Origin of the sequence: Actinoplanes solisilvae (genome assembly GCF_003999975.1) — a bacterium.
In the GTDB taxonomy this organism is placed as follows: domain Bacteria; phylum Actinomycetota; class Actinomycetes; order Mycobacteriales; family Micromonosporaceae; genus Actinoplanes; species Actinoplanes solisilvae.
This window is the reverse complement of record NZ_RJAC01000013.1, coordinates 60,427-85,637: the sequence shown is the minus strand read 5'-3', so window position 1 is coordinate 85,637 and position 25,211 is coordinate 60,427. Positions and strand designations below refer to the sequence as shown.

General features: G+C 71.0%; 20 protein-coding genes and 1 pseudogene. 4 read left to right on the top strand and 17 right to left on the bottom strand.

Going from position 1 to position 25,211, the window contains the following annotated elements; genetic code table 11:
• From EER30_RS28200 to EER30_RS28175, 6 genes and pseudogenes are all read right to left on the bottom strand, one after another.
• Window positions 1-1,176 (bottom strand): ABC transporter permease, encoded by a 1,176-nt coding sequence (locus EER30_RS28200; protein WP_127503641.1) that lies wholly within the window; start codon window positions 1,174-1,176, stop codon window positions 1-3.
• Window positions 1,173-1,874 (bottom strand): ABC transporter ATP-binding protein, encoded by a 702-nt coding sequence (locus tag EER30_RS28195; RefSeq protein ID WP_127503640.1) that lies wholly within the window; start codon window positions 1,872-1,874, stop codon window positions 1,173-1,175. The genes EER30_RS28200 and EER30_RS28195 overlap by 4 nt, the downstream gene beginning before the upstream one ends.
• Window positions 1,871-3,055 (bottom strand): efflux RND transporter periplasmic adaptor subunit, encoded by a 1,185-nt coding sequence (locus EER30_RS28190; RefSeq protein WP_127503639.1) that lies wholly within the window; start codon window positions 3,053-3,055, stop codon window positions 1,871-1,873. The genes EER30_RS28195 and EER30_RS28190 overlap by 4 nt, the downstream gene beginning before the upstream one ends.
• Window positions 3,036-4,598, bottom strand: a pseudogene (locus EER30_RS28185) (sensor histidine kinase); the annotation flags it as partial. The gene EER30_RS28190 and the pseudogene EER30_RS28185, both read right to left, overlap by 20 nt.
• Before the next feature lie 12 nt (window positions 4,599-4,610).
• The gene (locus tag EER30_RS28180) at window positions 4,611-5,342 is read right to left on the bottom strand and encodes a response regulator transcription factor (protein WP_127503789.1); all 732 of its coding nucleotides are present in this window, start codon (window positions 5,340-5,342) and stop codon (window positions 4,611-4,613) included.
• Window positions 5,343-5,408: 66 nt separating this feature from the next.
• Complete coding sequence (locus EER30_RS28175) at window positions 5,409-6,578, bottom strand: efflux RND transporter periplasmic adaptor subunit (RefSeq protein ID WP_127503638.1); 1,170 nt, start codon at window positions 6,576-6,578, stop codon at window positions 5,409-5,411.
• Window positions 6,579-6,739: 161 nt separating this feature from the next.
• Between EER30_RS28175 and EER30_RS28170 the strand changes: the two genes are divergently transcribed.
• The gene (locus EER30_RS28170) at window positions 6,740-7,396 is read left to right on the top strand and encodes a hypothetical protein (RefSeq protein ID WP_240670345.1); all 657 of its coding nucleotides are present in this window, start codon (window positions 6,740-6,742) and stop codon (window positions 7,394-7,396) included.
• Window position 7,397: 1 nt separating this feature from the next.
• Here the strand turns inward: EER30_RS28170 and EER30_RS28165 are convergent, their stop codons facing one another.
• Complete coding sequence (locus tag EER30_RS28165) at window positions 7,398-7,871, bottom strand: hypothetical protein (RefSeq protein WP_127503637.1); 474 nt, start codon at window positions 7,869-7,871, stop codon at window positions 7,398-7,400.
• Between the two features lie 114 nt (window positions 7,872-7,985).
• Window positions 7,986-8,981 (bottom strand): LacI family DNA-binding transcriptional regulator, encoded by a 996-nt coding sequence (locus EER30_RS28160; protein WP_127503636.1) that lies wholly within the window; start codon window positions 8,979-8,981, stop codon window positions 7,986-7,988.
• Between the two features lie 263 nt (window positions 8,982-9,244).
• Between EER30_RS28160 and EER30_RS28155 the strand changes: the two genes are divergently transcribed.
• Entirely contained in the window at window positions 9,245-9,943 is a 699-nt protein-coding gene (locus EER30_RS28155; RefSeq protein WP_205650450.1) for an FHA domain-containing protein, read from the top strand.
• On the opposite strand, the gene EER30_RS28150 is transcribed toward EER30_RS28155, so the two are convergent.
• On the bottom strand, window positions 9,894-12,047 hold the full coding sequence (locus EER30_RS28150; RefSeq protein WP_127503635.1) for an MMPL family transporter: 2,154 nt from the start codon (window positions 12,045-12,047) through the stop codon (window positions 9,894-9,896). The two genes, EER30_RS28155 and EER30_RS28150, sit on opposite strands and share 50 nt — an antisense overlap.
• Before the next feature lie 166 nt (window positions 12,048-12,213).
• On the opposite strand from EER30_RS28150, the gene EER30_RS28145 reads away from it, so the two are divergent.
• Window positions 12,214-13,401 carry a sensor histidine kinase gene (locus tag EER30_RS28145; protein ID WP_240670368.1) on the top strand — a complete coding sequence of 396 codons (1,188 nt, stop codon included), beginning with the start codon at window positions 12,214-12,216 and terminating at the stop codon, window positions 13,399-13,401.
• 128 nt (window positions 13,402-13,529) lie between these two features.
• The gene (locus tag EER30_RS28140) at window positions 13,530-14,216 is read left to right on the top strand and encodes a response regulator (protein ID WP_127503634.1); all 687 of its coding nucleotides are present in this window, start codon (window positions 13,530-13,532) and stop codon (window positions 14,214-14,216) included.
• Window positions 14,217-14,227: 11 nt separating this feature from the next.
• Here the strand turns inward: EER30_RS28140 and EER30_RS28135 are convergent, their stop codons facing one another.
• The 8 genes from EER30_RS28135 to EER30_RS28100 form a co-directional block, all read right to left on the bottom strand.
• Window positions 14,228-15,610 (bottom strand): MFS transporter, encoded by a 1,383-nt coding sequence (locus EER30_RS28135; RefSeq protein ID WP_205650448.1) that lies wholly within the window; start codon window positions 15,608-15,610, stop codon window positions 14,228-14,230.
• Window positions 15,611-15,626: 16 nt separating this feature from the next.
• Window positions 15,627-16,190: a histidine phosphatase family protein gene (locus tag EER30_RS28130; protein WP_127503633.1), complete on the bottom strand. Its 564-nt coding sequence runs from the start codon at window positions 16,188-16,190 to the stop codon at window positions 15,627-15,629.
• Between the two features lie 123 nt (window positions 16,191-16,313).
• On the bottom strand, window positions 16,314-16,919 hold the full coding sequence (locus EER30_RS28125; protein ID WP_127503632.1) for an FMN reductase: 606 nt from the start codon (window positions 16,917-16,919) through the stop codon (window positions 16,314-16,316).
• Window positions 16,916-18,010 carry an LLM class flavin-dependent oxidoreductase gene (locus EER30_RS28120; RefSeq protein ID WP_127503631.1) on the bottom strand — a complete coding sequence of 365 codons (1,095 nt, stop codon included), beginning with the start codon at window positions 18,008-18,010 and terminating at the stop codon, window positions 16,916-16,918. The genes EER30_RS28125 and EER30_RS28120 overlap by 4 nt, the downstream gene beginning before the upstream one ends.
• A gap of 487 nt (window positions 18,011-18,497) precedes the next feature.
• On the bottom strand, window positions 18,498-19,826 hold the full coding sequence (locus tag EER30_RS28115; RefSeq protein ID WP_127503784.1) for a carbohydrate-binding protein: 1,329 nt from the start codon (window positions 19,824-19,826) through the stop codon (window positions 18,498-18,500).
• Window positions 19,827-19,890: 64 nt separating this feature from the next.
• Window positions 19,891-20,979 (bottom strand): winged helix DNA-binding domain-containing protein, encoded by a 1,089-nt coding sequence (locus EER30_RS28110; RefSeq protein ID WP_127503630.1) that lies wholly within the window; start codon window positions 20,977-20,979, stop codon window positions 19,891-19,893.
• A gap of 33 nt (window positions 20,980-21,012) precedes the next feature.
• A complete protein-coding gene (gene pgi, locus EER30_RS28105; protein ID WP_127503629.1) occupies window positions 21,013-22,650 on the bottom strand; it encodes a glucose-6-phosphate isomerase in 1,638 nt (545 codons plus the stop codon).
• A gap of 251 nt (window positions 22,651-22,901) precedes the next feature.
• Window positions 22,902-25,145 (bottom strand): putative bifunctional diguanylate cyclase/phosphodiesterase, encoded by a 2,244-nt coding sequence (locus tag EER30_RS28100; RefSeq protein ID WP_127503628.1) that lies wholly within the window; start codon window positions 25,143-25,145, stop codon window positions 22,902-22,904.
• Window positions 25,146-25,211 lie beyond the last annotated feature (66 nt).

The following is a 25,211-nucleotide window of genomic DNA, read 5'->3' as shown; positions in this document are numbered from 1 at the left end:
TCACTCGTAGCGCAGCGCGTCGATGGGGCGCAGCCGGGCGGCACGGGCTGCGGGCAGGCCGCCGAAGAACAGGCCGATCGCGATGGACACGCCCAGCGCCAGGCCGACCGAGCTGGGCACGATCACCGGTCGTACGCCGACGATCTCGAAGCTGCTGCCGACCAGCGCGGCCACCACCCCGAGGGCGCCACCGATCACGCTGAGTAGGGTGGCCTCGATCAGGAACTGGGTCAGGATCGTGCGGCGGGGAGCGCCGAGCGCCTTGCGGATGCCGATCTCGCGGGTCCGCTCGGTGACCGTCACCAGCATGATGTTCGTGATGCCGATGCCGCCGACCAGCAGGCTGATCGCGGCGACGGCGCCCAGCAGGGTGGTGAACGTGTCGGCGGTCGCGGTCTGCGTCTGCAGGAGCTGCGACGCGTTCTGCAGGCGATAGGACGTGCTGTTTCCGAGCTTCTGCTCCAGGATCGCCGACACCTGGGACTGCACGGCGTCCACTTTGCCCGGCGCCGCCGCCTCGACCACGATCGAGTTGAGCGACCCGTATCCGGTCAGCACCTGGCGTACGGCGGTCAGCGGGGCGACGGCCGTGTCGTTCGCGTCCTGGAAGCCGGTCGACGCCTTCTGGTCGAGCACTCCGATCACGGTGAACAACGCTCCGCCGACGGTGACCTGTGCGCCGATCGGATCGATTCCGGGGAAGAGCTCTTCGGCCACGGTCGGCCCGATCACCACGACTCGGCGGCCCTGGGCCTCGTCATCCTGGGTGAACGCCGCACCACGGGCCACCGGAGTGTTCGACGCCGCGAACCAGCCGGGTGTCGTGCCGACGAACGAGTTGACGTCGTGGTCGGCCCCCTCGTAGGTGACCGTCGCCGACGCGCTGACCACCGGCGACACCGACTTCACGTCGGGCGCGAGGACCGGGTCGACGAGCGAGTCGGCCATGTCCTTGGTCAGCGCGGATCCGCCGCGGCTCGTGCTCATGACCGTGATCGTGTTGGTGCCCAGCGCCTCGATCCGGTCGCTGATCGCCCGGGCCGAACCGTTGCCGACGGCGACCAGCAGGATCACGGCCGCGACACCGATCAGGATGCCGAGCATGGTCAGTGAGGAACGAAGCTTGTTCGCCGCCAGCCCCCGCAACGCGAACCGGACCACTTCAGAGAAGCTCATCGCGTCAGCGCCGCCTGTCGAACGTCGTGAACAATGCGCCCATCCACCAGGCGAATGAGTCGCTTGGTGCGGGCGCCGACCTCGGGCTCGTGGGTGATCAGCACGATCGTGCGGCCGGCCGCGCTGAGCCGGTCGAAGACCTGCAGCACGTCCTCGGTCGAGCGCGTGTCCAGGTTGCCGGTCGGCTCATCGGCCAGCAGCAGGGCGGGCTCGGTGACCAGCGCGCGGGCCACGGCGACGCGCTGCTGCTGGCCGCCGGAGAGCTGGTTCGGCTCGTGCCGGGCCCGGTCGGCCAGCCCGACGGTCTCCAGGGCTTCGAGGGCCCGGCGCCGTCGTTCCTTCGGCCGCACCCCGGCGTACGCGAGGGGAAGCTCGACGTTCGCGACGGCGCTGGTCCTCGGGATCAGGTTGAACGCCTGGAAGATGAACCCGATGAGGCGGTTTCGGGCCAGGGCGAGCTGGCGGTCGGCCAGCTTGCTCACGTCGACGCCGTCGAGCAGGTAGGCGCCGCTGGTGGGGACGTCGAGCGCGCCCAGGATGTTCATCAAGGTCGACTTGCCCGAACCGGACGAGCCCATGATCGCCACGTAGTCGCCGCGCTCGACGGTCAGGGTGACACCGCGCAGCGCGTGGACGGTCGCCTCGCCCTCGCCGTAGATCTTCCACAGATCCCGTACGTCCAGAACCGGCCCGCTCATCGTCCGCCCCTGCCCCCGCCGCCGCCGAAGTTGCCGCCGCCCGGTCCGCCACCGGGGAAGCCCGCACCACCGGCCGGGAAGCCGCCCTGGGTGCCGGCGCCCGAGGTGGCCGGGGTCGTCACCCGCAGCACGACCCGCTCCCCCGCCTCGAGCCCGGAGGTGATCTGGGTGGCACTGTCGCCCTGCAATCCGATCTCGACCGGCCGCACCTGCGGCGTCCCGCCGTCCACCACGGTCACCGAGTGCCGGTTGCCGACCGTCGTGATCGCCGCCGAGCTGACCATCAGGGCGTTCTCGGCCCGGCCGGTCGTCACGGCGACACTCACCGTCTGGCCCGCCCTGACCCCGCTCGGCACCTTGTCGAGCGACAGCGTGACGCCGTACGTGACGACGTTGTTCTCGGTCGTGGCCGACGGGTCGACGGCCGTGACCCGGGCCGCGGCCGAGGTGCCGCTCAGTGCGTTCCACGTGACCGTGGCCGCCTGCCTCTCCTTGATCTTGGTCGTGTCGGCCTCGGGGAAGGCCGCCGTGACCTGCATCTTCGTCAGATCCTGAAGCTCGACGAAGCCCTCGGAGGTGCTGCTGCTCTGGGTGCCGGCACTGCTCTGGTTGCCGCCGCCCTGGCTCGCTCCGGATCCCGAGGAGGTGCTGCCGACCGCGCCGTTGACCGCGGTCACCGTGCCCGCCATCGGCGCCTTCAGCACCGTGCCGGCCACCGCGGCCTCGGCGTCGTCGACGGCCAGTTCCGCCTGCGTGACCGCGCTCTCGGCCGAGTCGGTGCTCTCCCCGGCGTCCTCGGCCCGGCCGAGCGAGTCGCGGGCGGCGTCGAGGTCAGCCTCGGCCGCGTCCAGCGAGCGCTGCGCCGCGGCCGGGTCGACCTTGGCCAGCACCTGCCCCTTGGTGACCCGCTGCCCCACCCGTACGGTGATCGAAGTGACGGTGCCGGCGGTGACGAACCCGGCCGTCGCCGTGCTCGCGCTCCCGACCGTCCCGTCGGCCGTCACCGTCTTGGTGACCGTGCCCCGCTGGACGGCGACCGTGCGGGTCGCGGCGTTCGCGGCCGGGGTGGAACCGGGCCCGGCGAGGGTCCGGTAGGCCCAGAAGCCCCCGGCAGCGAGGGCGACGACGATGGCGGCGTTGACCGCCACCGCGGGACGTCGCAGGGTGAGGCGCGCTGGCATGCCGGACACTGTGGCGGCCGGGCCTCGGAGGAGCTTGGGCGCAACCTCGGAGTCAGCTCCTAATCGGCAGCAGCACCCGAAACGTCGCGCCGCCGCCCGGCGGGGAGTCGAGCTCGACCCACCCTCCGTGACTGTGGACGATCGCGGCGACGATCGACAGGCCCAGCCCCGAACCGCCGCCCTTGCCGCGGAACCGGCTGGGATCGGCCCGGTAGAGCCGCTCGAAGACCCGCGACGCGTGCTCGGCCGGAATGCCCGGCCCGTCGTCGCTGACCGCCAGCACGGCGAGCCGGGCGTCGCCCGCCGGCACCGGGCCGCTGACGACGCTGTCCTTCCCGGGCGGCCGGGCGTCGACGACACCGACCCGCACGGTCACCCGCGTGCCCGCCGACGTGTGCTGCAGGGCGTTGGCGACCAGGTTGACGGCGACCTGGCGCAGCGCGTGCTCGTCGCCGAGAACGGTGGCCGGCTCGAACGTGTCGTCCTCGTCGGTCAGCCCGGCCAGCGCCACCGGCCGGTCGGGTGAGCGGGCGTGCGCGTCGCGGAGCGTGTCGGCGGCCACCTCGAGCAGGTCGACCGGCTTGCGGGCCAGGGGCCGTCGCTGGTCGAGCCGGGCCAGCATCAGCATGTCCTCGACGAGCACGCTCATCCGGGCGGCCTCCCGCTCGATGCGGTCGAGCGCCGCACCGGACCGCACGCCGCCGCCGCGATGCAGTTCGGCGAAGCCGCGGATCGAGGTGAGCGGCGTGCGCAGCTCGTGCGAGGCATCCGCGAGGAACTGACGCATGCGCCGCTCGGAGGCGGTGCGGGCGCCGACCTCGGCCTCGATGCGGCCCAGCATCGAGTTCAGGGCCAGTCCGAGGCGGCCGGGCTCGGTGTGCGGGTCGGTGTCGGCGACCCGGCCGCTCAGGTTGCCGGCCGAGATGTCGGTGGCCAGTCGTTCCATGTCGGTCAAGGGCCGCAGACCCAGCCGTACGACGAAAGCCGCGCCCACGCCGAGCAGAGCGAGCACGAGCAGACTGACCGCGGCGTCGATGAGCAGCAGCCGCTCGGTGGTCTGGTCCACCTCGGACAGCGACAGGCCGATCACGGCCGTCTCCCCGGTCTGCTCCCGGTGCACGGCGATCATCCGCCAGGAGGCGCTGCCGTCCTCGGCCACGACCGTGTACGGCTCGCCCGTGCCGGCCAGGGCGGTGACCTCGGCCAGCGGGGCGACGGCGGGTCGGGCGGCGTCGGCGGCGGAGCTGTCCACGCTCAGGGTTCCGTCCGGCTGATAGAGGTACGCCACCTGGTCGGGGCCGAGCCGGGCCATCGGCCCGCGCGGGGGCATTCCCAGGTCGTACCGCCGGGCTGTCTGCCCCTGGGCGGGCTTGGCGAACGGACGGGTCATCGCGCGGAGCTGATCGTCGGTGCGGTCGAGCAGATAGCCGCGGATCAGCAGCAGGCCGGCCGCGTTGGCCAGCACCAGGGCGAGCGCGGCGAGCACGCCGACCACCAGGACCAGCCGCGACCGCAGCGTCCAGTGGCTCCAGCGTCGGGTCATCTCGATCGTCTCTCACTCATCGCCGCGCGGAAGCCTCAACGCGTAACCGACGCCGCGCACGGTGTGGATCAACGGCGGCTCGGCTTTGTCGATCTTGCGGCGCAGGTAGTAGACGTACGACTCGACGATGCGCCCGTCGCCGCCGAAGTCGTACTTCCACACGCGGTCGAGGATCTGCGCCTTGCTGACCACCCGGCCGGCGTTGACCAGCAGGTATTTCAGCAGGTTGAACTCGGTCGGGGACAGGTCGACGACCCGGCCCGCGCGGCGCACCTCGTGGGCGTCCTCGTCCATCTCGAGGTCGGCGTAGCGCAGCAGGCCACGGGCGCCCGGCGCGGCCAGTTCGGGCCGGGCACGCCGCAGGATCGCGCGGATGCGCAGCACGACCTCCTCGAGGCTGAACGGCTTGGTCACATAGTCGTCGGCGCCGGTGGACAGGCCGGAGATGCGATCCTCGAGGGCGTCGCGAGCGGTCAGGAACAGCACCGGCACCCGCGAACCGGCCGCACGCAGCCGTGTGGCGACCTCGAATCCGTCCAGGTCGGGCAGCATCACGTCGAGAACCACGAGGTCGGGATCGAACTCCTCCGCCGCCCGCAGCGCCGCGTGACCGGTCTCGGCCACCCGCACGTCGAACTCGACCAGGCGCAGGGTCGCGCCGAGCAGGGCGGAGATGTTCGGCTCGTCGTCGACGACGAGGACCCGGGCGGTGCGGGCCGGGGCTTTATCTGGAGCATGAGTCAACACGTGCGAAGAAGTATCAACGCCACCTAGGAATTCGCTATGAACTCCGCACGAGTCCGCTGTGCCTCACCACGACCGTACGATCGCCGCGCCCTCCCCCAGGCCGTCGGTGACCTCGGTGAACAGGTCGCCCCGAAGACCCACCCCGATCCGGGTACGGGTTCCGCCGCGCAGCACGAAGCCGGTCTGACCAGCCACGTCGTGCACGGCCGTGCTCGGCACGCGCAGCACGTCGTCCTTGGCGCCGGTGGTGACGCGTACCGCGGCGCTCTGACCGACCAGCAGGTCCTTCGGGGCTTTGTCGAACGAGAGCAGCACGCCGTAGCGGACCATCGTCCCGTCGTTCGTGCCGACCGGGTCGACCTGCACGACGGTGGCCTTGAACTCGGTGCCCGCGCGGTCGGCCAGGGTGACGACGGCCTTCTGCCGCTCGGCGAGACGGTCGGCGTCAGCCTCGGGGAAGGCGGCGCTGACCTGCATGTCGTCGACGCCGGCCAGGGTTATGAACGTGTTACCGGCGCCGACCTGGCTGCCGACCTTGCCGGCCACGCTCAGCACCCGGCCGGCGATCGGGGCCGTGATGGTGGCGCCGTCGAGCGCGTCCTCGGCCCGCTCGAGCTGCGTGGTGGCCTGGGTGACGCGTTGCTCGGCGCTGAGGATGGCATCCCCTCGCTGCTGGTTCTGCGGAGTACAAGTACGACCTGGGGATGTGGTCATGCTCGGTTGCGGGCTTTGGCTCGGTCGCGGGCTTTGGCTCGGTCGCGGGCTTTCGCTCGGTCGCGGGCTTTCGCTCGGTCGCGGGCTTTCTGATGTGTACGCGGCGGCTACATCGGCGTGGCAGGAGTTCCTCTCGGCCTCTTTCGCCTTGGACAGAGCGTCCTGCGCGTCGTCGAGGGCCTCCCGCGCGTCGTCGACGGCCGCGGCGGCGTCGCTGTCGTCGACCCGGGCGAGCACCTGGCCGGGGGTGACGGTCGTGCCGGGGCGCACGGCGACGCTCTCGACGGCGGCGGCCACGGCGAACGACAGGTTGCGGGTCTGCGCCGGCTGAACCGTGCCGGTCGTGGCCACCTCGGCGATCACCGGTCCACGATCGACGGTCACGGTCTCGGCCGCGCGTGGCTTCTCCGTGGCACCGGCGGTGACCGCCTTCACGGTTCCGAAGGCGACGAGCGCGAGCACGACGACGGCCGCGGCAGCCCCGATCCAGCGCCGGCGACCGGCCCGTGCTTCACCCATGGCCCGGAAGTGTTCCCGCCGGTCCTCGCCGCCGCCTCGATCCTGCCTAGGAGTTGCCTCGGAACGCGCGTTTCCTAGGCAATTCCGAGCCGGTGCCGACGTGATGACGAGGTGCGGCGGCTTGGGTGATGCGACATCCGTGGCCGAGGAGAGTGAGCATCGTGACCAGAGCCGGTTACCGCCGTGGGGCGGCACTGCTGGTGGCATCCGCCGCGATCGTGCTGACCGCGGCCTGCGGCGCAGCGTCGGACGATCCCGAGACAACCGGCGGTGACGGGCAGAACAGCGCCTTCGCCGCCTACGCCGACTGCCTCAAACAGAACGGCGTCACCATCACCGTCCCGTCCGGCGGCCCTCGCACCCGCCCGTCGGACGGTACCGGTCGCGAGGGCGGCATGCCCTGGCCGTCGGGCAACCCTGGCAGCAGGTCTTGGCCGTCGGGCGGCCCCGGCAGCCGGTCTTGGCCTTCGGGCGGCCCCGGAGGCGAGGGCGGCGTGCCGCGCCCGTCGGGCAGCGCGGGCTTCCGCGACGGCGGCGGCTTCCCCGGCGCTTTCGGCGGCAAGCCCGAAGGCGTCGACGACGCGACCTGGCAGAAGGCGCAGGAGGCCTGCTCATCACTGCGCCCGTCAGGCCGGCCGGGCACCCGGGACGGCAACCGTGGCGACGGCCGAAACGCCGCCTACCTGAACTGCCTCAAGGAGAACGGCGTGCCCGACCCGGCGAAACTGGACCCCTCCGACGCGACGCTCAAGAAGGCCACCGAGACCTGCAAGGTGCTGCGGCCCTCGGCCGGGCCGAGCCCCAGCCCGACCGCCTGAATCAGCGGCGGCGGCCCTGGGCGTCGAGGCGGGACCAGCGGTCGGCGCGGTCGCGGCGGCGGCAGGCCAGCAGGTGGCCGGCGAGGATGGCGGGCTGGCCGCCGCGCACGCACGCGTCGGCGCCGGCGGTCAGGACGCCGGCCACGGACTCGCCCGGCGCCTCCTCGTCGACCAGGGCGATGATCATCGTGCGGGCCGGAAGTGCCTGGCGGGCCGCCTCGACGTCGCCCACGGTGGCGCCGGCCAGCAGCACGATCTCGTCGGGGCGCAGGTCGGCCAGGCCGGTGGCGTGGCGCACCGACCAGCCGGGTGGCAGATGCCGGGACAGGCCGGTGACACGGCCCATGCGACCGACCACGGCCACCACGGGCAGGGGCCCTGACGCTGTGGGCAGGCCTGCCGGGTTGATCGGGAGGTCGGTCGCGGTGGCGGCGAAGTCGTGGCGACCGGTGTTGCGGTTCAGTGAAACGAGCATGGCGCTCATCCCCCTTCGGCAGGCGGGTTGTGCACCCCTACTTTTCGCCAGCCGCCTGAGCCCGCGTTGTGCTCCACCTGTGCGTTTGATGGCAGCTTCATCGACGTACGCTGATCATGCGGAAGCCCTGGTCACAACCCTGACGACGCCGGTGGGCAGCGTGGGGGCGACCCGGCCGCTCATCGCGGCGACCACGGTGGCGGCGAGATGCGCGCCGAGGACGCTCTGATCGGTGGCCACGGTCGTCAGCGCGGGCTCGGCCAGCCGGGCCGGCGGGATGTCGTCCACCCCGATCACGGCGAGATCATCCGGGGCCGACAACCCCACCAGCCGTACGCCGGCCAGGACCGCCAGCGCGACCTCGTCGTTGTAAGCGCACACCGCCGTGACACCGGTCGCGCGCCATCGACGTACGGCATCAGCGGCTGCGGCGGGATCGAGCGGAACGGTCAGGCCGACCGGGGTGGGGAGCCGCCGGGCCGCGCAGGCCGCCCGTACCCCGGCCAGGCGCGGCTCGGCGAAGAACCGCACCCGATGATCGTCCGGATAGGCGTAGCCGAGGCGGCTGTGCCCGGCCCGCACGAGATGCTCGGCCTGCCGGCGCCCGAGCAGTTCCTGCGGCACGGCCAGCTCACGCCCGTGGCCGCGCTTGCGGGACAGCGCCACCACCAGCGCGACCCCGGCCGAACGCATGGCGGCGATCTCGGCGTCGGAGAACTCGGCGTACGCGATCACGGCGGCCGGGGTGATCGCCTTCCACAGCTCGGTCATCGGCCGGTCCTCGCGGTTGCCCGGATGCACGACGAGCGTGAGCCCGTGCCGAGCCAGCGCGCTGGACAACGCCTCGAGCGCCAGGCCGACCTCGGGCCCGATCGGCCAGTCGGGCAGCAGGTAGAGCACCACGTCGGAGCGCCCGGTGCGCAGCGTGCGAGCCGCGGCCGAGGGCGCATACCCGAGCTGCGCCGCGGCTTCCCGCACCCGATCACGCGTGCCGGCCGAGATCGTCTGCCGCGGCGTGTCGTTCAGCACGTAGCTGACCGTCGCGCGAGACACCCCCGCCAGCCGGGCGACATCCGCACTGGTGACCCGCTTGGTCGCCGGCTCGGTCATGCTTCGCTCCCTCCCGCCGCCCTCGAACTTACACGTGTAACCGTGTGATTCGAAGGTGGCGAACCGGGGAAGAGGAGCACGATCGCGGCGACGATTCGCCGCCGACAGGACGCGTTGCCGGTAGCAGCACGCCGGAAACGGCCCGCACCTCACCGCCGTTTGCGTGGTGAGGGTGACGTCAGCGCGACAGTGTCCGGACGGTGAGGGCGTGGCCTGGCATACTCGGCACCTTCCGTGACGTTCGAACTGCCCTGGATGAAGCCGTGACCGCTGCGCCCGAAAGCGTGGGACTCGAGGAGCTCGAGCCCCACGACGCGGTGCGTCCGGCGGACATTCTGGACGCGATGGCCACCGAGGCCGACCAGCACAAGGCCCTGCTCGCCGGCGGCCGCACGCTGGTCCCGAACCGCTACACCGTCGGACTGTCCGCCTTCGACCACCGTCAGTGGGCGCCGCACGCCGCCCAGCTCGCCCAGGGGCTGGCGATCCGGCAGGCGGCGCTCATCGCCGAGAACGCCTGGATCGTCTACGGCGACGTGTCGGTCGAGGTCTTCGAGGGCGACGACCTCGACACCGGCACGTTCCGGGTGGCGGCGCTGCTGGAGCCCGACCCGCCGCCGCCGCGCCCCTCCCCCGAGCTCACCGGCGCCGCCCTGGTCAGCAGCGAGGGCCAGGTGTGGGCCCTACCGGCGGGCCTGACCGTGCTGGGCCGCGACCGCCAGGCCGGCCTGCGCCTGCGCGACCCGGGCGTCTCCCGCCGTCACCTGATCATCGAACGCACCCCCGATCGCGTCACCCTGACCGACCTCGGCTCCCACAACGGCACCCGGGTCAACGGTCACCCCGTCGCCACGGTCGACCTGCGTCCCGGCGACACGGTCGAGGTGGGCGGCACCCACCTGACCCTGCGGCTCACCGATGCTCCAGGGCCAGCCGGGGCAGCCGGCGAGCCAGCGAACTAGGCAACCACCACGCCCGGTCGCCGAAGAGCCGCATGACGGCCGGCAGCAGCAGGCACCGGATGACGACCGCGTCGACCAGCACGGCGACGGCCAGGCCGAGTCCGAACTGCTGCAGCATGCGGTCGGGTGAGAGCACGAACGCCCCGAACACCACGACCATGATCGCGGCCGCCGCGGTGACCACCCGCCCGGTCGTGGCGAGCCCCTCCCGGATCGCACCGAGCGCGTCACGACCGCGCTCCCACTCCTCGTGCATGCGGGCAAGCAGGAACACCTCGTAGTCCATCGACAGCCCGAACACGATGGCGAAGATCATGACCGGCACGTACGCCTCGATCGGCCCCGGCGCCACCCCGAACGCGCCCCGCTGGAACACCAGGACGACGACACCCATGGCCGCGCCCACGCTGAGTAGGTTGAGCACGGCCGCCTTGAGCGGGATCAGCAGCGAACGGAAGAGCAGGAGCAGCAACAACGCGGACAACCCGACCACGACGGCCACGAACAGCGGCAGCCGGGCGCCGAGCGCGGCGGACACGTCGATGACGGCCGCGGTCGGGCCGCCGACCAGGGCGGTCACGTCGTCGGCGCGGGCCAGCGGTGGCAGCACGTCGGTGCGCAGCCGGGCCACGAGCTGCTCGGTCGCCTCGTCCTGGGGCGCGGAGGCGGGGAAGGCGATCACGGTCGCGACGGTGCCGCCCTCGACCGGGATCGGTGGTGTGGCCGAGGCGACGCCGGGCGTCGCGGCGAGGGCCTGCTGGATGCGGCCGGCCGCTGCCTCGACCGGCTTGTCGCCGGCGTCGACGACGACCACGAGCGGGCCGTTGACCCCCGGCCCGAAGCCCTCGGCGAGCAGGTCGTAGGCCCGGGTGCTGGTCTTGGAGGCCGCGTCGTTGCCGGCGTCGGCGAAGCCGAGGCGCATGTCGAGCACCGGCGCGGACAGCGCGAGCAGGGCGGCCATCGGCAGCAGGACGGCGGGCCAGGGCCGGCGCGCGACCGCGTCGCTCCAGCGACGCCAGAGCCGGCCCTCCTCGCGTGTCCTCTTCTCGCGGCGCCGCGTCATGGTGCGTTCCAGCCGGGCGCCGAACAGGCCGAGCAGCGCCGGGAGCAGCACCAGCGCGGCCAGCATGGTGACCAGGACGGTCACCGCGAGAGCCACCGCGACGCCCTGCAGCGCGCCGAGACCGAGCAGCACCAGTCCGAGCAGGGCGATGATCACTGTGGTGCCGGCGAAGAAGACGGTGCGCCCGGCCGTGTCGAGCGCCGTGCGCGCGGCCGTAGCCCGGTCGGCTCCGGCAGCGAGCTCACCGCGGAACCGGGAGAAGACGAGCAGGGCGTAGTCGATGCCCACGCCGAGGCCGACCAGGATGATCAGCGGGGCGGTGAAGTCGGCGACGGTGGCGACGTGCGAGGCGAGCGTGACCAGGCCGATCGCGGTGCCGACGGCGAAGACGGCGATGATGATCGGCAGGCTGGCCGCGAGCAGCGACCCGAAGAGCAGGACCAGCACCACCAGGGCCGCGAGCAGCCCGGCCCCCTCGGCGGCGCCACCCTCGGCCTCCTCGGCCGCGCGGGCCGCCTCTCCGCCCACCTCGACGGTCAGGCCCGGTCCCTCGGCCGCCCGCGCGGTGTCGATGATGCGGCGGGTGTCGTCGGCCGGCATCGACTCGGCGGGGACGTCGAGCGCCACCGTGGCGTACGCGATCGTGCCGTTCCCGGAGATCGCCGGGCCCGCTGGATAGGGGCTGACCACCTCGGCGACGTGCGGCAGCGTTCGCACGTCGGCCAACATGGCCTCGACCGCCGTGCGGGTCGCGGGCCGTTCGATGCCGGCCGGGTCGCGCACGACTATGTCGAGGGTGGCACCGGCCCGGTTCGGGGCGCGCTCGGCCAGCAGGTCTCGCGCCTGCTGCGACTCGGCGCCGGGCAGGGTGAAGTCGTTGTGGTAATCGTCGCCGGCCACCTGCGATCCGGCTGTCACCCCGGCCAGCAAGAACACCCACAGCAGCAACGCCCACCAGCGATGTCGGTCGGACCACCCCGCCAGTCGCTCGAACACGCTGCGCCGACGTCGGGTCTCGACCCGCTCCGCTGTTCTCGTCATCGGTTCCTCCGCTCGCCTCATCGGACGGCAGGGACGCTAGGGCCGGCCGATGCTGCGGCGAAACGCTCCGAGGTGGTCATCGCTTGTACCCCCGTGGGGGGATGCCGGATGCTCCCGCCGAGGGATCCGGCGAACGGGTGGACGACCGTAGGCTGGTCGAGTGCTGATGCGGATGGGTGCTCGTGGACGGGTCGCGATCGATGTCGCGGTCGCGCTGGCCGCCGGCGTCTTCACGGTCGGAATGTTGCGTCAGGGTGGCCTGGGCGCCGCCGAGCCGGGCTATCACACCCTCGACGCGGCCGGGGTGGCACTGGCCGCCCTGACGGTCGCCCCGCTGCCGTTCGCGCGCCGCTTCCCCGGCTGGGCGTGGGCGGTCTCCGCGATCGCGACGCTGGTGATACTCGGCCTCGACTACGGGCTCGACGTGCCGCCCGGCGCGCTGATCGCCACCTATGTGCTCGCCGACTCGGTCGGCGGCGACGACGACCCACCACGGCGGCGCCCGGCAGCGGCCGCGGGGGTGGCGGCGTTCCTGCCGGTCGCGATCGGCCTGATGATCGTTCAACGTGAGGCCGGGCTCGAGATGTGGTCCGGCCTGTTCGCCTGGGCGGCCATGTTCGCGCTGGTCTGGACGGCCGGGGACCGCAGCCGGTTGCGCCGCGACCGCATCAGCCAGCTCGAGGTGAGCGCCCGGCTCAGAGAGCTCGACCTGCAGGGTCAGCGGCGGCTGGCGATCGCCGAGGTCCGCACCCGCATCGCCCGCGAGCTGCACGACTCGGCCGGTCACGCGATCAACGTCATCCTGGTGCAGGCGGGCGCGGCCCGGCTGCTGCACAAGCAGGACCCCGAGCGGTCGATGCGGGCGATCGCGACGGTCGAGCAGGTGGCCTACGCGACCATCGCCGACATCGACCGGCTGGTGCGCGGGCTGCGCCAGGGTTCCGACACGGGCGGGCCCGCCCCGAACGACACCGGCGACCTCGAAGATCTCGTCAGCCAGCACCGGGCCGGCGGGCTCGACGTGCGGGCCGACGTCGACGGCGCCCCACGGGGGTTGTCCAGCGGGGTGGCCTGGGCGGCCTACCGGATCCTGCAGGAGGCGCTGACCAACGCCGCCCGGCACGGTTCCGGGTCGGCCGACGTGCGGATGTCGTACGGGCCGGACGCTGTGGACATCGAGGTCAGCAACCCGGTCGGCGTCCGGCAACGTCCCGGTGGCGGTCTCGGCATCATCGGCATGCGCGAACGCGCCGCCCTGCTCGACGGCGTCCTGGAGGCCGGTCCCGATGCCGACGGCGAGTTCCGGCTGCGTGCACGGCTGCCCTACGTCGCGCCGATCGGCTCGCTCGCGTGACCGCGTGGCCGCCCGTGCGCGGGCTGATCAGAGAGCGCACGTGACCGCGCGGCCGCCCGTGCGCGGGCCGATCGGAGAGCGCACGTGACCGCGCGGCCGCCCGTGCGCGGGCCGATCGGAGAGCGCACGTGAGTGCGGGGCCCCGCGTGCGGGTGCTGATCGTCGATGACGACGATCTCATGCGGGTCGGGCTGCGGGCGGTGCTGTCCAGTGACGACACGATCGACGTCGTCGGGGAGGCGGCCGACGGGAACGAGGCGGTGACCCTGGCCACGACCCTGCGGCCCGAAGTCATCCTGATGGATGTGCGGATGCCGCATCGCGACGGCATTGCCGCCACCCGCGAGCTGGCCGGCGCCGCTCCGGACGCGCGGGTGCTGATCCTCACGACGTTCGAGGACCAGGACTACATCTTCGGCTCGCTCAGTGCGGGCGCAGCCGGGTTCCTGCTCAAACGCACCCGGGCCGAGCGGCTGATCGAGGGCATCCACACCGTCGCCGCCGGTGAGTCGCTGTTGTCGCCGTCGGTGACCCGCACGGTGATCGAAAGGATGGCCACGGCGATGCCGCCCGACCCGGCGATCGTGCGCCGGTTGCGGGAACTGACCGTCCGCGAGCGTGACGTGCTCGCGCTGGTCGCACGTGGGCTGACGAACGCCGAGATCGCCGTCGAGTTGTTCGTCGAGGAATCGACGATCAAGACCCACGTGAAGCGGATCCTGGCCAAGCTCGACCTGCGCGACCGTGTCCAGGCGGTGATCGTCGCCTACGAGACCGGCCTGATCCGCCCGGGCGCCGCCGACCGGCGAAGCTGACGTCGGCGGTCTTAGGGGGACGATCGGCCGGCTACGACGTTGCCGGCTGTGCCGGGCAGGCGGAACGCTTCCACGGCGGGGATGATCAGCAGGATGGCGAGGGCGACGAACGCCACGCGGAACGAGGGGACCACGCCTTCGGTGAAGGAGGCGCCGAGGCGTACGAGAAGGGCTCCTAAGGCGACGCCCAGGCCCGCACCCAATTCCTGGATCGTCGACATCAGGGAGTTGGCGCTGGTCAGGCGGGCCGGTGGGACGTCGGCGAAGGCGACCGTGTTGTACGTGGTGAAGCCGATCGAGCGGAAGACGCCGCTGAGCGCCAGCACCGCCAGCGTGACGATCAGGGGTGTCGTGGCGCTCAGAGCGGCGATCCCGAGCAGGCACAACGCCGAGGCCAGCACCGCACCGAGCATCACCGGACGCATGCCGAAGCGGCGCATCAGCGGGGTCGTGACCGGTTTGATGCCGATGTTGCCGGCGAACAGGGCGATCACGACCAGCCCGGCCTGGGCCGCCGTCCACCCGAAGCCGAGCTGGAACAGGAGCGGCAGCAGGAACGGGATCGCGTTGATCGCCGCCCGGAAGATCGAGCCGCCCAGGGCGGTCACGCGATAGGTCCGTACCCGCAGAACGCGCAGATCGACCAGCGGTTTCGAGACCCTGAGCAGGTAGCGGACCGTGATGGTCAGCGTCGTCGCCGCGAAGATCAGCAGGGCGAGCGTGAGCAGCCGGCGCGGGTGCTGGGAGGCCACCGCTTCCAGGCCCGCCACCAGGGCAGCCATGCCCGCGGCGACCATCAGGAACCCGCGCCAGTCGAGCCGGCCGGGGGCGTCGGCGCGCACGTCGGGGATCAGGCGGCGGGCCAGCAGCAGCGCGACCACGCCGAGGGGCACGTTGATCAGGAAGATCAGACGCCACGACGCGTACGTGCTCAGGATGCCCCCGAGTGCCGGCGCGAGCAGCGGTGCGGCGAGCGCCGGCCAGGTCAGGTAGGCGATGGCCCGTACGAGATCGGTCTTGGCCGTTGTCCTGATCACCACGAGGCGGCCCACGGGGACCATCAGCGCGCCGCCGACGCCCTGCAGCACTCGCGTGCCGACCAGCATGGGCAGGTTGACGGCGGCGGCGCACCCGGCTGAGGCCAGGGTGAACACGATGATCGCGACGGCGAAGACGCGGCGGGCGCCATAGCGTTCGGTCAGCCAGCCGCTGATCGGGATGAGGACGGCCAGGGTGAGCAGGTAGGCGGTGATCGCCACGTTGACCGTGACCGGCTGCACCCCGAGGTCGGCGGCGATGTGCGGCGCGGCCGGCGCGATCACCGTCGCGTCGAGGATCTCCATGAAGTACGCGCCGGCGACCAGCAGCGCCAGGCCGCGGGCGGTTTTGTCCATACGAGGACGGCGGGGGTCAGGCGTTCCAGGAGTCGATGGCGGGGCGCCCGTGTTCGTAGGCGAGCAGCGACAGGGTGGCCGTGCCCAGTCTGAGGCGGCCGGCGTATTCGGCGGGAAGCTCGATCCAGCGGGCGCCGACGACGCGCAGGGCATGGCCGTGACCGATGAGGGCCACGTCACCGCGGTCGAGGAAGGTGCGGGCGTGGGCGAGCACCCGGTCGACGCGGGCGGAGATCTGGTCGGGCGACTCGCCGCCGGGGGCGCCGTCGCGGAACAGCCACCAGTTCGGGTCGGTCTGGTGGATCGTGGCCGTGGTGATGCCTTCGTATTCGCCGTAGTTCCACTCGGCCAGGTCTTCGGTGGTCTCGGTGATCTTGAGTCCGGCCAGTTCGGCGGTGTGCAGCGCGCGACGGCGAGGGCTGGAGATGACGGCGACGAAGTTGCGGTCCTTGAGGCGTTCGGCCACGGCTCGGGCCTGACGTTCACCGTCCGGGGTCAGTTCGAGATCGGTGTACGACGTGTGTCTGCCGTTCGCACTCCACTCGGTCTGCCCGTGCCGGATCAGCACGATCTCGCCCATGATGTGACTCCTTTGTCGGGTGGCTTCTTTCTACCCCGCCCAGCGAGGATCGGCGCGTGCCTTCAGACACATGATCAACAAGGCGACCTCCCGTCCCGGGAGGCCGCCTTGTGAAAGCGATTGTCAGAGCATGTCGCGGAAGCTGTGGTTGAGCGCGAACGGGTCGACGATCTCGACCGGCTCGCGGCGGTCGATCTCGGTGACCAGTTCCTGGGCGGCGCGGCTGACGCGCGACTGCAGGAAGCCGTCGGCCGAGTCGGAACCCCAGTCGTCGGTGGCGGCGAAGACCGAGGTCGGTACGGTCACGGCCCGCAGGTAGGCGAACAACGGCCGCAGCGAGTGCTCGAGCGCCAGCGAATGCCGGGCGGTGCCGGCCGTCGCCGCGATCAGCACCGGCTTGTCGACCAGCGCGTCCTTGTCGACCACGTCGAAGAAGGACTTGAACAGTCCGGCGTAGCTGGCCGAGAAGATCGGCGACACGGCGATCAGGGCGTCCGCGCCGATGACCGCGTCGAGGGCCTTCCGCAGGTTCGCCGGCGGGAAACCGGTGAGCAGGTTGTTCATGATGTCGTGGGCGAGGTCACGCAGTTCGATGACCTCGACGCGCAGCTCGATGTCGCGTTCCGCCGCGTCAGCGACCGTCGCCGCGGCGAGCTGGTCGGCGAGCAGACGGGTCGACGACGGCTGGCTCAGGCCGGACGAGACCACGACCAGGGTGCGCTGCTTCATGCGGAGACCTCCTCCTTGGCCGTCTTGGCGGCCAGCAGGGAAGCGTGGGTGGGGGCGTCCGGCACGTGGGCCGGCTTGAGGGCGGCGAACTCCTTGCGCAGCACCGGCACGACCTCCTCGCCGAGCAGGTCGAGCTGCTCGAGGACGGTCTTGAGCGGCAGGCCGGCGTGGTCCATCAGGAAGAGCTGGCGCTGGTAGTCGCCGACGTAGTCACGGAAGCCGAGCGTACGGTCGATGACCTGCTGCGGGCTGCCGACGGTCAGCGGCGTCTCGCGGGTGAAGTCCTCCATCGTCGGGCCGTGGCCGTAGACCGGGGCGTTGTCGAAGTAGGGCCGGAACTCCTTGACCGCGTCCTGGCTGTTCTTGCGCATGAACACCTGGCCGCCGAGGCCGACGATGGCCTGGTCGGGGTCGCCGTGGCCGTAGTGGGCGAAGCGCTCGCGGTAGAGGCCGATCATGCGCTGGGTGTGCTCCTTCGGCCAGAAGATGTGGTTGGCGAAGAAGCCGTCACCGTAGTAGGCGGCCTGCTCGGCGATCTCGGGGCTGCGGATCGAGCCGTGCCAGACGAACGGCGGGACGCCGTCTAGCGGGCGCGGCGTCGAGGTGAACGACTGCAACGGCGTACGGAACTTGCCCTGCCAGTCGACGACGTGCTCACGCCATAGCTGGTGCAGCAGGGCGTAGTTCTCGATCGCGAGTGGGATGCCGGCGCGGATGTCCTTGCCGAACCAGGGGTAGACCGGCCCGGTGTTGCCGCGGCCCATCATCAGGTCGATGCGGCCGCCGGAGAGGTGCTGCAGCATCGCGTAGTCCTCGGCGATCTTCACCGGGTCGTTGGTGGTGATCAGCGTGGTGGCCGTGCTGAGCTGCAGCGTCTCGGTCTGCGCGGCGATGTAGCCGAGCGTGGTGGTCGGCGAGGAGGAGAAGAACGGCTCGTTGTGGTGCTCGCCGAGCGCGAAGACGTCGAGACCGACCTCCTCGGCGTGCTTGGCGATCGTGACGATGTTCTTGATGCGCTCGTTCTCACTCGGGGTGTGCCCGGTCGTCGGATCGGTCGTGATGTCGCTGACGCTGAAGATTCCGAACTGCATGACCCGCTCCTTCTTCGCCGGGACTTCCACGATCCCGTTGACTGACACCCACAACCTCACTGACGGCAGAACTATTTCAAAATCAAAGAAGTTGTGCTGCGGCGGGGGTCACACTTCTGGCGTACGGGGCTCCGACGGCTCCGACGGGGCGAGCGCGCTGACGCCGAGTCACGGGAACGGAAAGCGGCCGACGGGCCGGCAACCGCGGCTCCCGTACGGGTGGGCGGTCATGTCCATCCGAACGGCGGGCCCGACCCGGCGGTCCCGACGTGCTGCCGATCGACTATCCGGCGGCCGGCTGCTCTACGACGACGATCGGGGCTCGCGGTACTGGAGCTCGGGCGGCGCCAACTGGCTGGGCCGGATGCTCGAGCCGGTGCGTTCCGCGCTCGTTCGTTCCGCGCTCGTTCGTTCCGCGCTCGTTCGTTCCGCGCTCGCGAGTCACCGGCCCGGGTCTGAGCCGGGCCGGCGACTCGGAGCTGCGCGGTCAGCGGCCCTGGCGGGCCTTCACGTTGTCGCCGAAGGTCCAGCCGCGCGAGCCGTCCCAGTTGATCGACCAGGTCATCAGGCCCTTGATGTTGGGCACGGTGTTGTAGGCCTGGGTCACCAGCGACGGCGTCATGTAGCCGCCGCCCGCGCCCTGCTGGGCGGGCAGGCCCGGGACCTGCTTGTCGTACGGGATGCGGATCGTGGTGCCCTGGATCGTCAACCCGTTGTTGAGGCACTGGGTCTGCACGGTGAAGCCCTGCACGGTGCCGGCGTTGTACGAGTCACCCGAGCACCCGTACATCGAGCCGTTGTAGTACTGCATGTTCAGCCACCACAGGCGTCCGTTGTCCAGGTACTTCTTGATGATCGGCAGGTAGGAGCCCCAGATCGAGCCGTACGTGACACTGCCGCCGGTCACGTACGCGGTCTCGGGCGCCATGGTCAGGCCGAAGTTCGACGGCATCGCGGCCAGCACGCCGTCGATGATGCGGATCAGGTTGGCCTGCGACGCGGACAGCGTGTTGATGTTGCCGCTGCCGGTGAGGCCGGTCTCGATGTCGATGTCGATGCCGTCGAACTTGTAGGTCCGCAGGATCGGCACGATCGTGGCCACGAACCGGTCGGCGACGGTCGCCGAGCTGAGGTCGATGCCCGCGGCCGCGCCGCCGATCGACATCAGGATCGTGGCCCCGGCCGCCTTGGCCGCGCACATCTCGGCCGGGGTCGAGACCTTCACGCCCGCGTCCATGCCGTTCTCCCACAGCACCGTGCCGTCGGAGCGGATCACCGGGAACGCCGCGTTGATCACGTTGTAGCCGTGCTGCGCGATGCGGCTGTCGTTGATCGGGATCCAGCCCAGACCCGGGTGTACGCCGTTCGACGCGCCGTCCCAGTTCTCCCAGTAACCCTGCAGCACCTTGCCGCCCGGGCGCGACTTGACGGCACAGTCACCGGTCGGCGGGGGCGTCGTCGGAGGCGGGGTCGTGGCCGGCGGGGTCGTCGGGGGAGGCGTCGTCGGCGGTGGGGTGGTGGGCGGCGGGGTCGTCGGGCCGCCGGTGCAGGCGCCGAGGTCGCGCCACAGCGACGGGGTGGACGCCGGGTTCCAGCCCGCGCCGGGGTGCGCGGTGTGGGTGACCAGCGCCTGGTAGAGGCGGGCGTTGTAGGTGACCTGCTGACCGGCCGTGTAGGTGGGGCCCTCGGACCAGACCGTGCCCGAGCAGGTCACGGCGGCCGACGCCACACCCCCGCCCGTGGCGATGACGGCGAAGGTCCCGGCGGCCAGTCCGAGCGCTGCGGCCAGCGCCAACAATCGACGACGGACACCCATGGCGACTCCCTCGATGCGTACGAGTCCTGCGATACGCACATCATGAAGTTCACAGGTGTAAATATCAAGGGTTGTTAACAGTCAGCGGCAACTCCAGGTAGGCGGCATACTTTTCCAGGGCTTTCGTGGTGGCGACCTGATCTCGCTTGGTGAAGCTCGTCAATGGCTGGACGGTGACAGTGACGCCTTTACGGGTCAGCGCGCGGGTCCACGTCGCCCGCACCCGGCCCGCCTGAACAAGAGTCGACCGGAACACGCCGTTGCCGCCGGGAATGATCGCCGCGAGGTCGGCCGGGGAAGCCATCAACGACCGGTCCTTGAAGCCCAGCAGATATTCGTCGAAACCTGGAAGCGCCAGCCACTCGTCGGGGGCGGACGGCGTGGCCGCGTCGAGCAGGTCTGTCGCGGCGAACATCTCGACGCCGTCGACATCGACCACTGCCAGGCTGTCGCCGGTGACGGCTATGCCGGTGCGGCAGTCGGTCATGGGCAGGCCGGTCCAGCCGGCGAAGTCTTTGCGGGTGGCGGGGCCGTGACCGCGGAAATAGCGCAGGGCGATCAGGCCGAGGGCTTCCTCACGCGACGGGCGGCGCGGCTCGGGAACCCACTCGTCGAGCAGGACGAACGTCTGTTCCTTGCCGACGTGGGGTGCGATGGCCGTCACCCCGCGCTGGGAGGCGTACCAGAGAAGGTGGTAACCGCGCTGGCCGGTGACCTCGACGCCGCCCTCGACCATCGCGGTCAGGCACTCGGAGCGGGTGAGGCGACCCCCGCCGGCCAGCGAGGAACCGAGGATCTCGACGGCGCGGTCGACCGTCTTCTCGTCGAGGCCCAGCGTCTCGCGGCGTTTGTTCGCGCCGCCGAGCGCGCGCACGCCCATCAGCTCGAGCATCCAGTGGGCGTCGGCCGCCGGGACGAAGTGGACAGTGCCCCGCATCGGCCAGGTGCGCAGCACCGACCGGTCTTCGAGCGCGGCGTTCACGGAAGCCAGCGAGACACCGGGCAGACGGGCGCCGAGCGACCACAACCCGCTGTTCACGTCTTGCGCCTGCATCGCGCCGAACCACTCGACGACACCGGCGACCGACGTGGGACCGGCCCCGCGCAGCAGCAGGCTCGTCATCCGCAGGCCCAGGGCCGTCGTTGCTTCCATACGACGACCCTAGAGCCAGGGTGTGACAGTTTCTCAGCGGCCGCGCTGCGTACGGTAAAGCTTGATCAGGTTGTTGGTCGACGAGTCGTCGTCCGTGGCCGGGGCCGACGACGAGGTCAGCTTCGGCGCGAGCTGGTTGGCCATGACCTTGCCGAGCTCGACACCCCACTGGTCGAACGAGTTGATCTGCCAGACCGTGCCCTGGGTGAACGTGATGTGCTCGTAGAGGGCGATGAGCTGCCCGAGCACGCCCGGGGTCAGCGACGGCGCGATGATCGTGGTCGTCGGGTGGTTGCCCTGCATCACGCGGTGCGGCGCGATCTCGGGCGACGTGCCCTCGGCCAGCACCTGGTCGAGCGTGCGACCGAACGCGAGCGCGCCGGTCTGGGCGAAGAAGTTCGACATGAACAGGTCGTGCATCTCGCCGATGTCGTGGTTGGGCGTGCTGAACCCGATGAAGTCGGCCGGGATCATCTTGGTGCCCTGGTGGATGAGCTGGTAGAACGCGTGCTGCCCGTTGGTGCCGGGCTCGCCCCAGAACACCTCGCCGGTCTGGTAGGAGGCCGGCGAACCGTCGAGCCGTACGGACTTGCCGTTGCTCTCCATCGTGAGCTGCTGCAGGTAGGCCGCGAACCGGTGCAGGTATTGCGAGTAGGGCAGCACCGCGTGCGACTGGGCGCCGAGGAACGTGTCGTACCAGACGTTGAGCAGGCCCAGCAGCGCCGGCACGTTCGACTCGAGCGGCTCGTTCAGGAAGTGCTGATCGACGGTGTGGTAGCCGGCCAGCATGTCGCCGAACTGCTCCTTGCCGATCGCGATCATGACGGAGAGGCCGACCGCGGAGGGCAGCGAGTAGCGGCCGCCAACCCAGTCCCAGAAGCCGAACATGTTCGCGGTGTCGATGCCGAAGTCGGCCACCCGCTTGGCGTTCGTGCTGACCGCGACGAAGTGCTTGGCGACCGCGTCGGCGCCGGCCCCGCTGCCGAGACCCTTCAACAGCCAGTTGCGCGCCTCAGTGGCGTTGGTGAGCGTCTCCTGCGTGCCGAACGTCTTGGAGACGACGACGAACAGCGTTGTCGCCGGGTCGAGGTCGTGCGTCTTCTCGTACAGGTCGGTGGGGTCGATGTTCGAGATGAACCGGCACTCGATCTCGTCGGTCTTGAAGGCCTTCAGAGCCTCGTACGCCATCACGGGGCCGAGATCGGAGCCGCCGATGCCGATGTTCACGACCGTCTTGATGCGCTGACCGGTGTGGCCGACCCACTCGCCGGAGCGCACCTTGTCGCTGAAGGCGCCCATGCGGTCGAGCACCTCGTGCACCTCGGCCACCACGTCTTGCCCGTCGACCACCAGGGTCGCGTCGCGGGGCAGGCGCAGCGCGGTGTGCAGCACGGCACGGTCCTCGGTGACGTTGATGTGCTCGCCGGCGAACATCGCGGCGGTCCGCTCCCGCAACCGGGCCCGCTCGGCCAGCGCCAGCAGCGCGCTCAGCACTTCGTCGGTCACCAGGTTCTTGCTGTAGTCGACGGTGAGGTCGGCCAGCTGCACGGTGAAGCGCTCACCGCGCCGCGGGTCGCTGCCGAAGAGGTCGCGCAGATGCACACCGGCGAACTTCTCGGCGTGAGTCTGCAGCGCCTGCCACTCGGTGCTGTCGGAAACGTGTTCGCTCATTGTCCTAGTCTCTTCCTTGAACCCGGACTCTCGACTTCATCCTGGCACGAAACGGCCTGAGGCGTCGGCGACGATGTGGAGATCACAAGGCCGGCGATGGGCATCACTTCCCCCGGATCCTCCCCCGCCGAACGCCGCATCGCGCGGAAACCGCCGATCGCCGCATCGCGCGGAAACCGCCGACCGCCGACCGCCAATCGCCGCATCGCGCTGACCGGCGGCCAGCACAGCCTCTAGGGCATCCTAGGAGGCTAGGCTGAGACGGGTAGCAACGCCTCGGCCTCGGCCTCGGGCACCGGCCGGGACAGGAGGTAACCCTGCCCCAGGTCGCAGCCCATCTCGCGCAACGCGGCCAGCTGTTCGGCCTTCTCGATGCCCTCGGCGACGGTCTCCATGCCGAACTGCTGCCCGAGCCGCACGATCGTGCGTACCAGCGTCTCGTCCTGCGCCGAAATGCCCAGGCGGTCCACGAACGAGCGGTCGATCTTCAGCACGTCCATCGGGAACCGGCGCAGATAGGCCAGCGACGAAAACCCCGTACCGAAATCATCCATCGCGAGCCGCACCCCCAGCCCCTTCAGCCGGATGATCCGCGCGAGATTCTCGTCGGTGTCCGTGAGCATGACGCTCTCGGTCATCTCCAGGCAGAGACGATCGGCCGGCATGCCCGTCGAGGCCAGCACCGAGGCCACCGTCGCCGGGAAGTCCTCCGACTCGAGCTGACGCGCCGACACGTTCACGGCCATCCGCAGCGGCCGGTCCCAGGCCACCGCCCGCCGGCACGCCTCGGTCAGCACCCACCGCCCCAGCGGCACGATCAGCCCGGTCGACTCGGCGATCGCGATGAAGTCGAGCGGCGGCACCAGCCCACGGGTCGGATGCCGCCACCGCACCAGCGCCTCGAAGCCGGTGATCTCCCCCGTACGCAGGTCGACCGTGGGCTGGTAGTGCAGCACAAGCTGATCGCGGTCGAGGGCCCGGCGCAGGTCGTCGGCGAGCGAGAGCCGCTGCACGAGGGAGTCGTGCATGGACGGGTCGTACGCCGCGTACACCCCGCCGCCCGCCTCCTTCGCCTTGTACATGGCCAGGTCGGCGTTGCGCTGCAGCTGTTCGACGTCGGTCGCGTCGGCGGCCGAGGCGATGCCGACCCCGGCGCCCACGCGCAGTTCCGTGTCGTCGACGACGAACGGCACGTCGAGGTGCTCGAGGATCCGCGCGGCGAGCGTCTCGGCGTCCGAGCGGGCGTCCGGCGATGCGACGATCACCGCGAACTCGTCGCCACCCAGCCGGGCGACCGTGTGCGGCGGCGTAACAGCGGTCAGCAGGCGCGAAGCCACTTGCACGAGGAGCTGGTCGCCGGCCGCGTGACCGAGGACGTCATTCACCTCCTTGAAGCCGTCGAGGTCGAGGAACAGCACCGAGACGTCCTCCCGGGCGACCGCCGCCGCGAGCCGCTCGCGGAACTGGGCGCGATTGACCAGCCCGGTCAGCGCGTCGTGATGGGCCTCGTGACGCAACTGGTCCTGGAGCTGCTGGGCCTCGCTCACATCCCGGGTGTTGAGGACCAGACCACCGACGTACGGGTCGTCGAGCAGATTGGTGATGGTCATCTCGGAGAGGCGGACGCTGCCGTCGAAGTGAGGAAGGCGCAGCTCGAAGGTCGTCACCGCGCCGGGACGGCCGAGGACGTCGCCGACGGCTCGCTGGATCACCAGCGCGTAGTCCTCTCCGACGATCTCCTCGAGGCGCAACCCCACGACCGCCGACGCGGGATAACCGAAGATCCGTTCGACGGACGCGCTCTGGTAGCGCACGGTCAGGTCGGGCCCGAGGATCGCGAGCGACTCGGAGCTCTGCTCGACCAGGGCCCGGAAGCGCTGTTCACGGTTGACGAGGTCGGCGGTGCGGGCGGCGACCCGGTCCTCGAGCCGGCGGGCGAGCGCCTGGTTGTCGCGGTACAGCAGCACGCCCCGCAGCACGATCAGCAGAATCGTGACGAACCGGCACCAGGTCCCGACCGTGGTCGGCTCACCGTAGGCCATCCAGAAACCGCCGGCCACCAGGGTCAGGAGCACCACGACGTACGGCAGGACGACGCCGGGCGGCCGGTCCTCGGTGGTCAGCGGGGCCCGGGTGGCCCACACGAGCGCCCCCACGATCAGCGCGAGACCCGCGAACCACACGAGTCGCAGCTCGAGGCTGTCGGCGACGGCCATCGCCAGCAGTCCCGCGCAGGCGAGCGCGAACGCCGACAGACGCGGGCAGCCGGGACTCCAGCGGGCCAGCACGCTCAGCGCGGCCGTGGCGACCACGACGTTCACAAGAGTCGGAACGAGCACGGCCGGATCCGGCAGGATCACGTAACTCCACGCGGGAACGAAGAGCGAGAAGCCCATCAGCAGCGCGTCGATCACACCGCGCAGCCGGGTGAGGCGGGTGCCCGTACGGCCGGGAAAGGCAAAAAGGCAGAGGGTCGCCAGCGTGAACAGCAACATCGGATCGCCTCCCCTCGCCCAGCAGGCATCGGAAGCGGAAGCCGGAACCTGAGAGGTCCCCGCGAC

What these genes read in the sequence shown, in the direction of transcription:
- EER30_RS28200 (WP_127503641.1), bottom strand. Translation starts at nt 1,176, where the DNA reads ATGAGCTTCTCTGAAGTGGTCCGGTTCGCGTTGCGGGGGCTGGCGGCG.
- EER30_RS28195 (WP_127503640.1), bottom strand. Translation starts at nt 1,874, where the DNA reads ATGAGCGGGCCGGTTCTGGACGTACGGGATCTGTGGAAGATCTACGGC.
- EER30_RS28190 (WP_127503639.1), bottom strand. Translation starts at nt 3,055, where the DNA reads ATGCCAGCGCGCCTCACCCTGCGACGTCCCGCGGTGGCGGTCAACGCC.
- EER30_RS28175 (WP_127503638.1), bottom strand. Translation starts at nt 6,578, where the DNA reads ATGGGTGAAGCACGGGCCGGTCGCCGGCGCTGGATCGGGGCTGCCGCG.
- EER30_RS28165 (WP_127503637.1), bottom strand. Translation starts at nt 7,871, where the DNA reads ATGCTCGTTTCACTGAACCGCAACACCGGTCGCCACGACTTCGCCGCC.
- EER30_RS28160 (WP_127503636.1), bottom strand. Translation starts at nt 8,981, where the DNA reads ATGACCGAGCCGGCGACCAAGCGGGTCACCAGTGCGGATGTCGCCCGG.
- EER30_RS28150 (WP_127503635.1), bottom strand. Translation starts at nt 12,047, where the DNA reads ATGACGAGAACAGCGGAGCGGGTCGAGACCCGACGTCGGCGCAGCGTG.
- EER30_RS28145 (WP_240670368.1), top strand. Translation starts at nt 12,214, where the DNA reads ATGCGGATGGGTGCTCGTGGACGGGTCGCGATCGATGTCGCGGTCGCG.
- EER30_RS28135 (WP_205650448.1), bottom strand. Translation starts at nt 15,610, where the DNA reads ATGGACAAAACCGCCCGCGGCCTGGCGCTGCTGGTCGCCGGCGCGTAC.
- EER30_RS28130 (WP_127503633.1), bottom strand. Translation starts at nt 16,190, where the DNA reads ATGGGCGAGATCGTGCTGATCCGGCACGGGCAGACCGAGTGGAGTGCG.
- EER30_RS28125 (WP_127503632.1), bottom strand. Translation starts at nt 16,919, where the DNA reads ATGAAGCAGCGCACCCTGGTCGTGGTCTCGTCCGGCCTGAGCCAGCCG.
- EER30_RS28120 (WP_127503631.1), bottom strand. Translation starts at nt 18,010, where the DNA reads ATGCAGTTCGGAATCTTCAGCGTCAGCGACATCACGACCGATCCGACG.
- EER30_RS28115 (WP_127503784.1), bottom strand. Translation starts at nt 19,826, where the DNA reads ATGGGTGTCCGTCGTCGATTGTTGGCGCTGGCCGCAGCGCTCGGACTG.
- EER30_RS28110 (WP_127503630.1), bottom strand. Translation starts at nt 20,979, where the DNA reads ATGGAAGCAACGACGGCCCTGGGCCTGCGGATGACGAGCCTGCTGCTG.
- pgi (WP_127503629.1), bottom strand. Translation starts at nt 22,650, where the DNA reads ATGAGCGAACACGTTTCCGACAGCACCGAGTGGCAGGCGCTGCAGACT.
- EER30_RS28100 (WP_127503628.1), bottom strand. Translation starts at nt 25,145, where the DNA reads ATGTTGCTGTTCACGCTGGCGACCCTCTGCCTTTTTGCCTTTCCCGGC.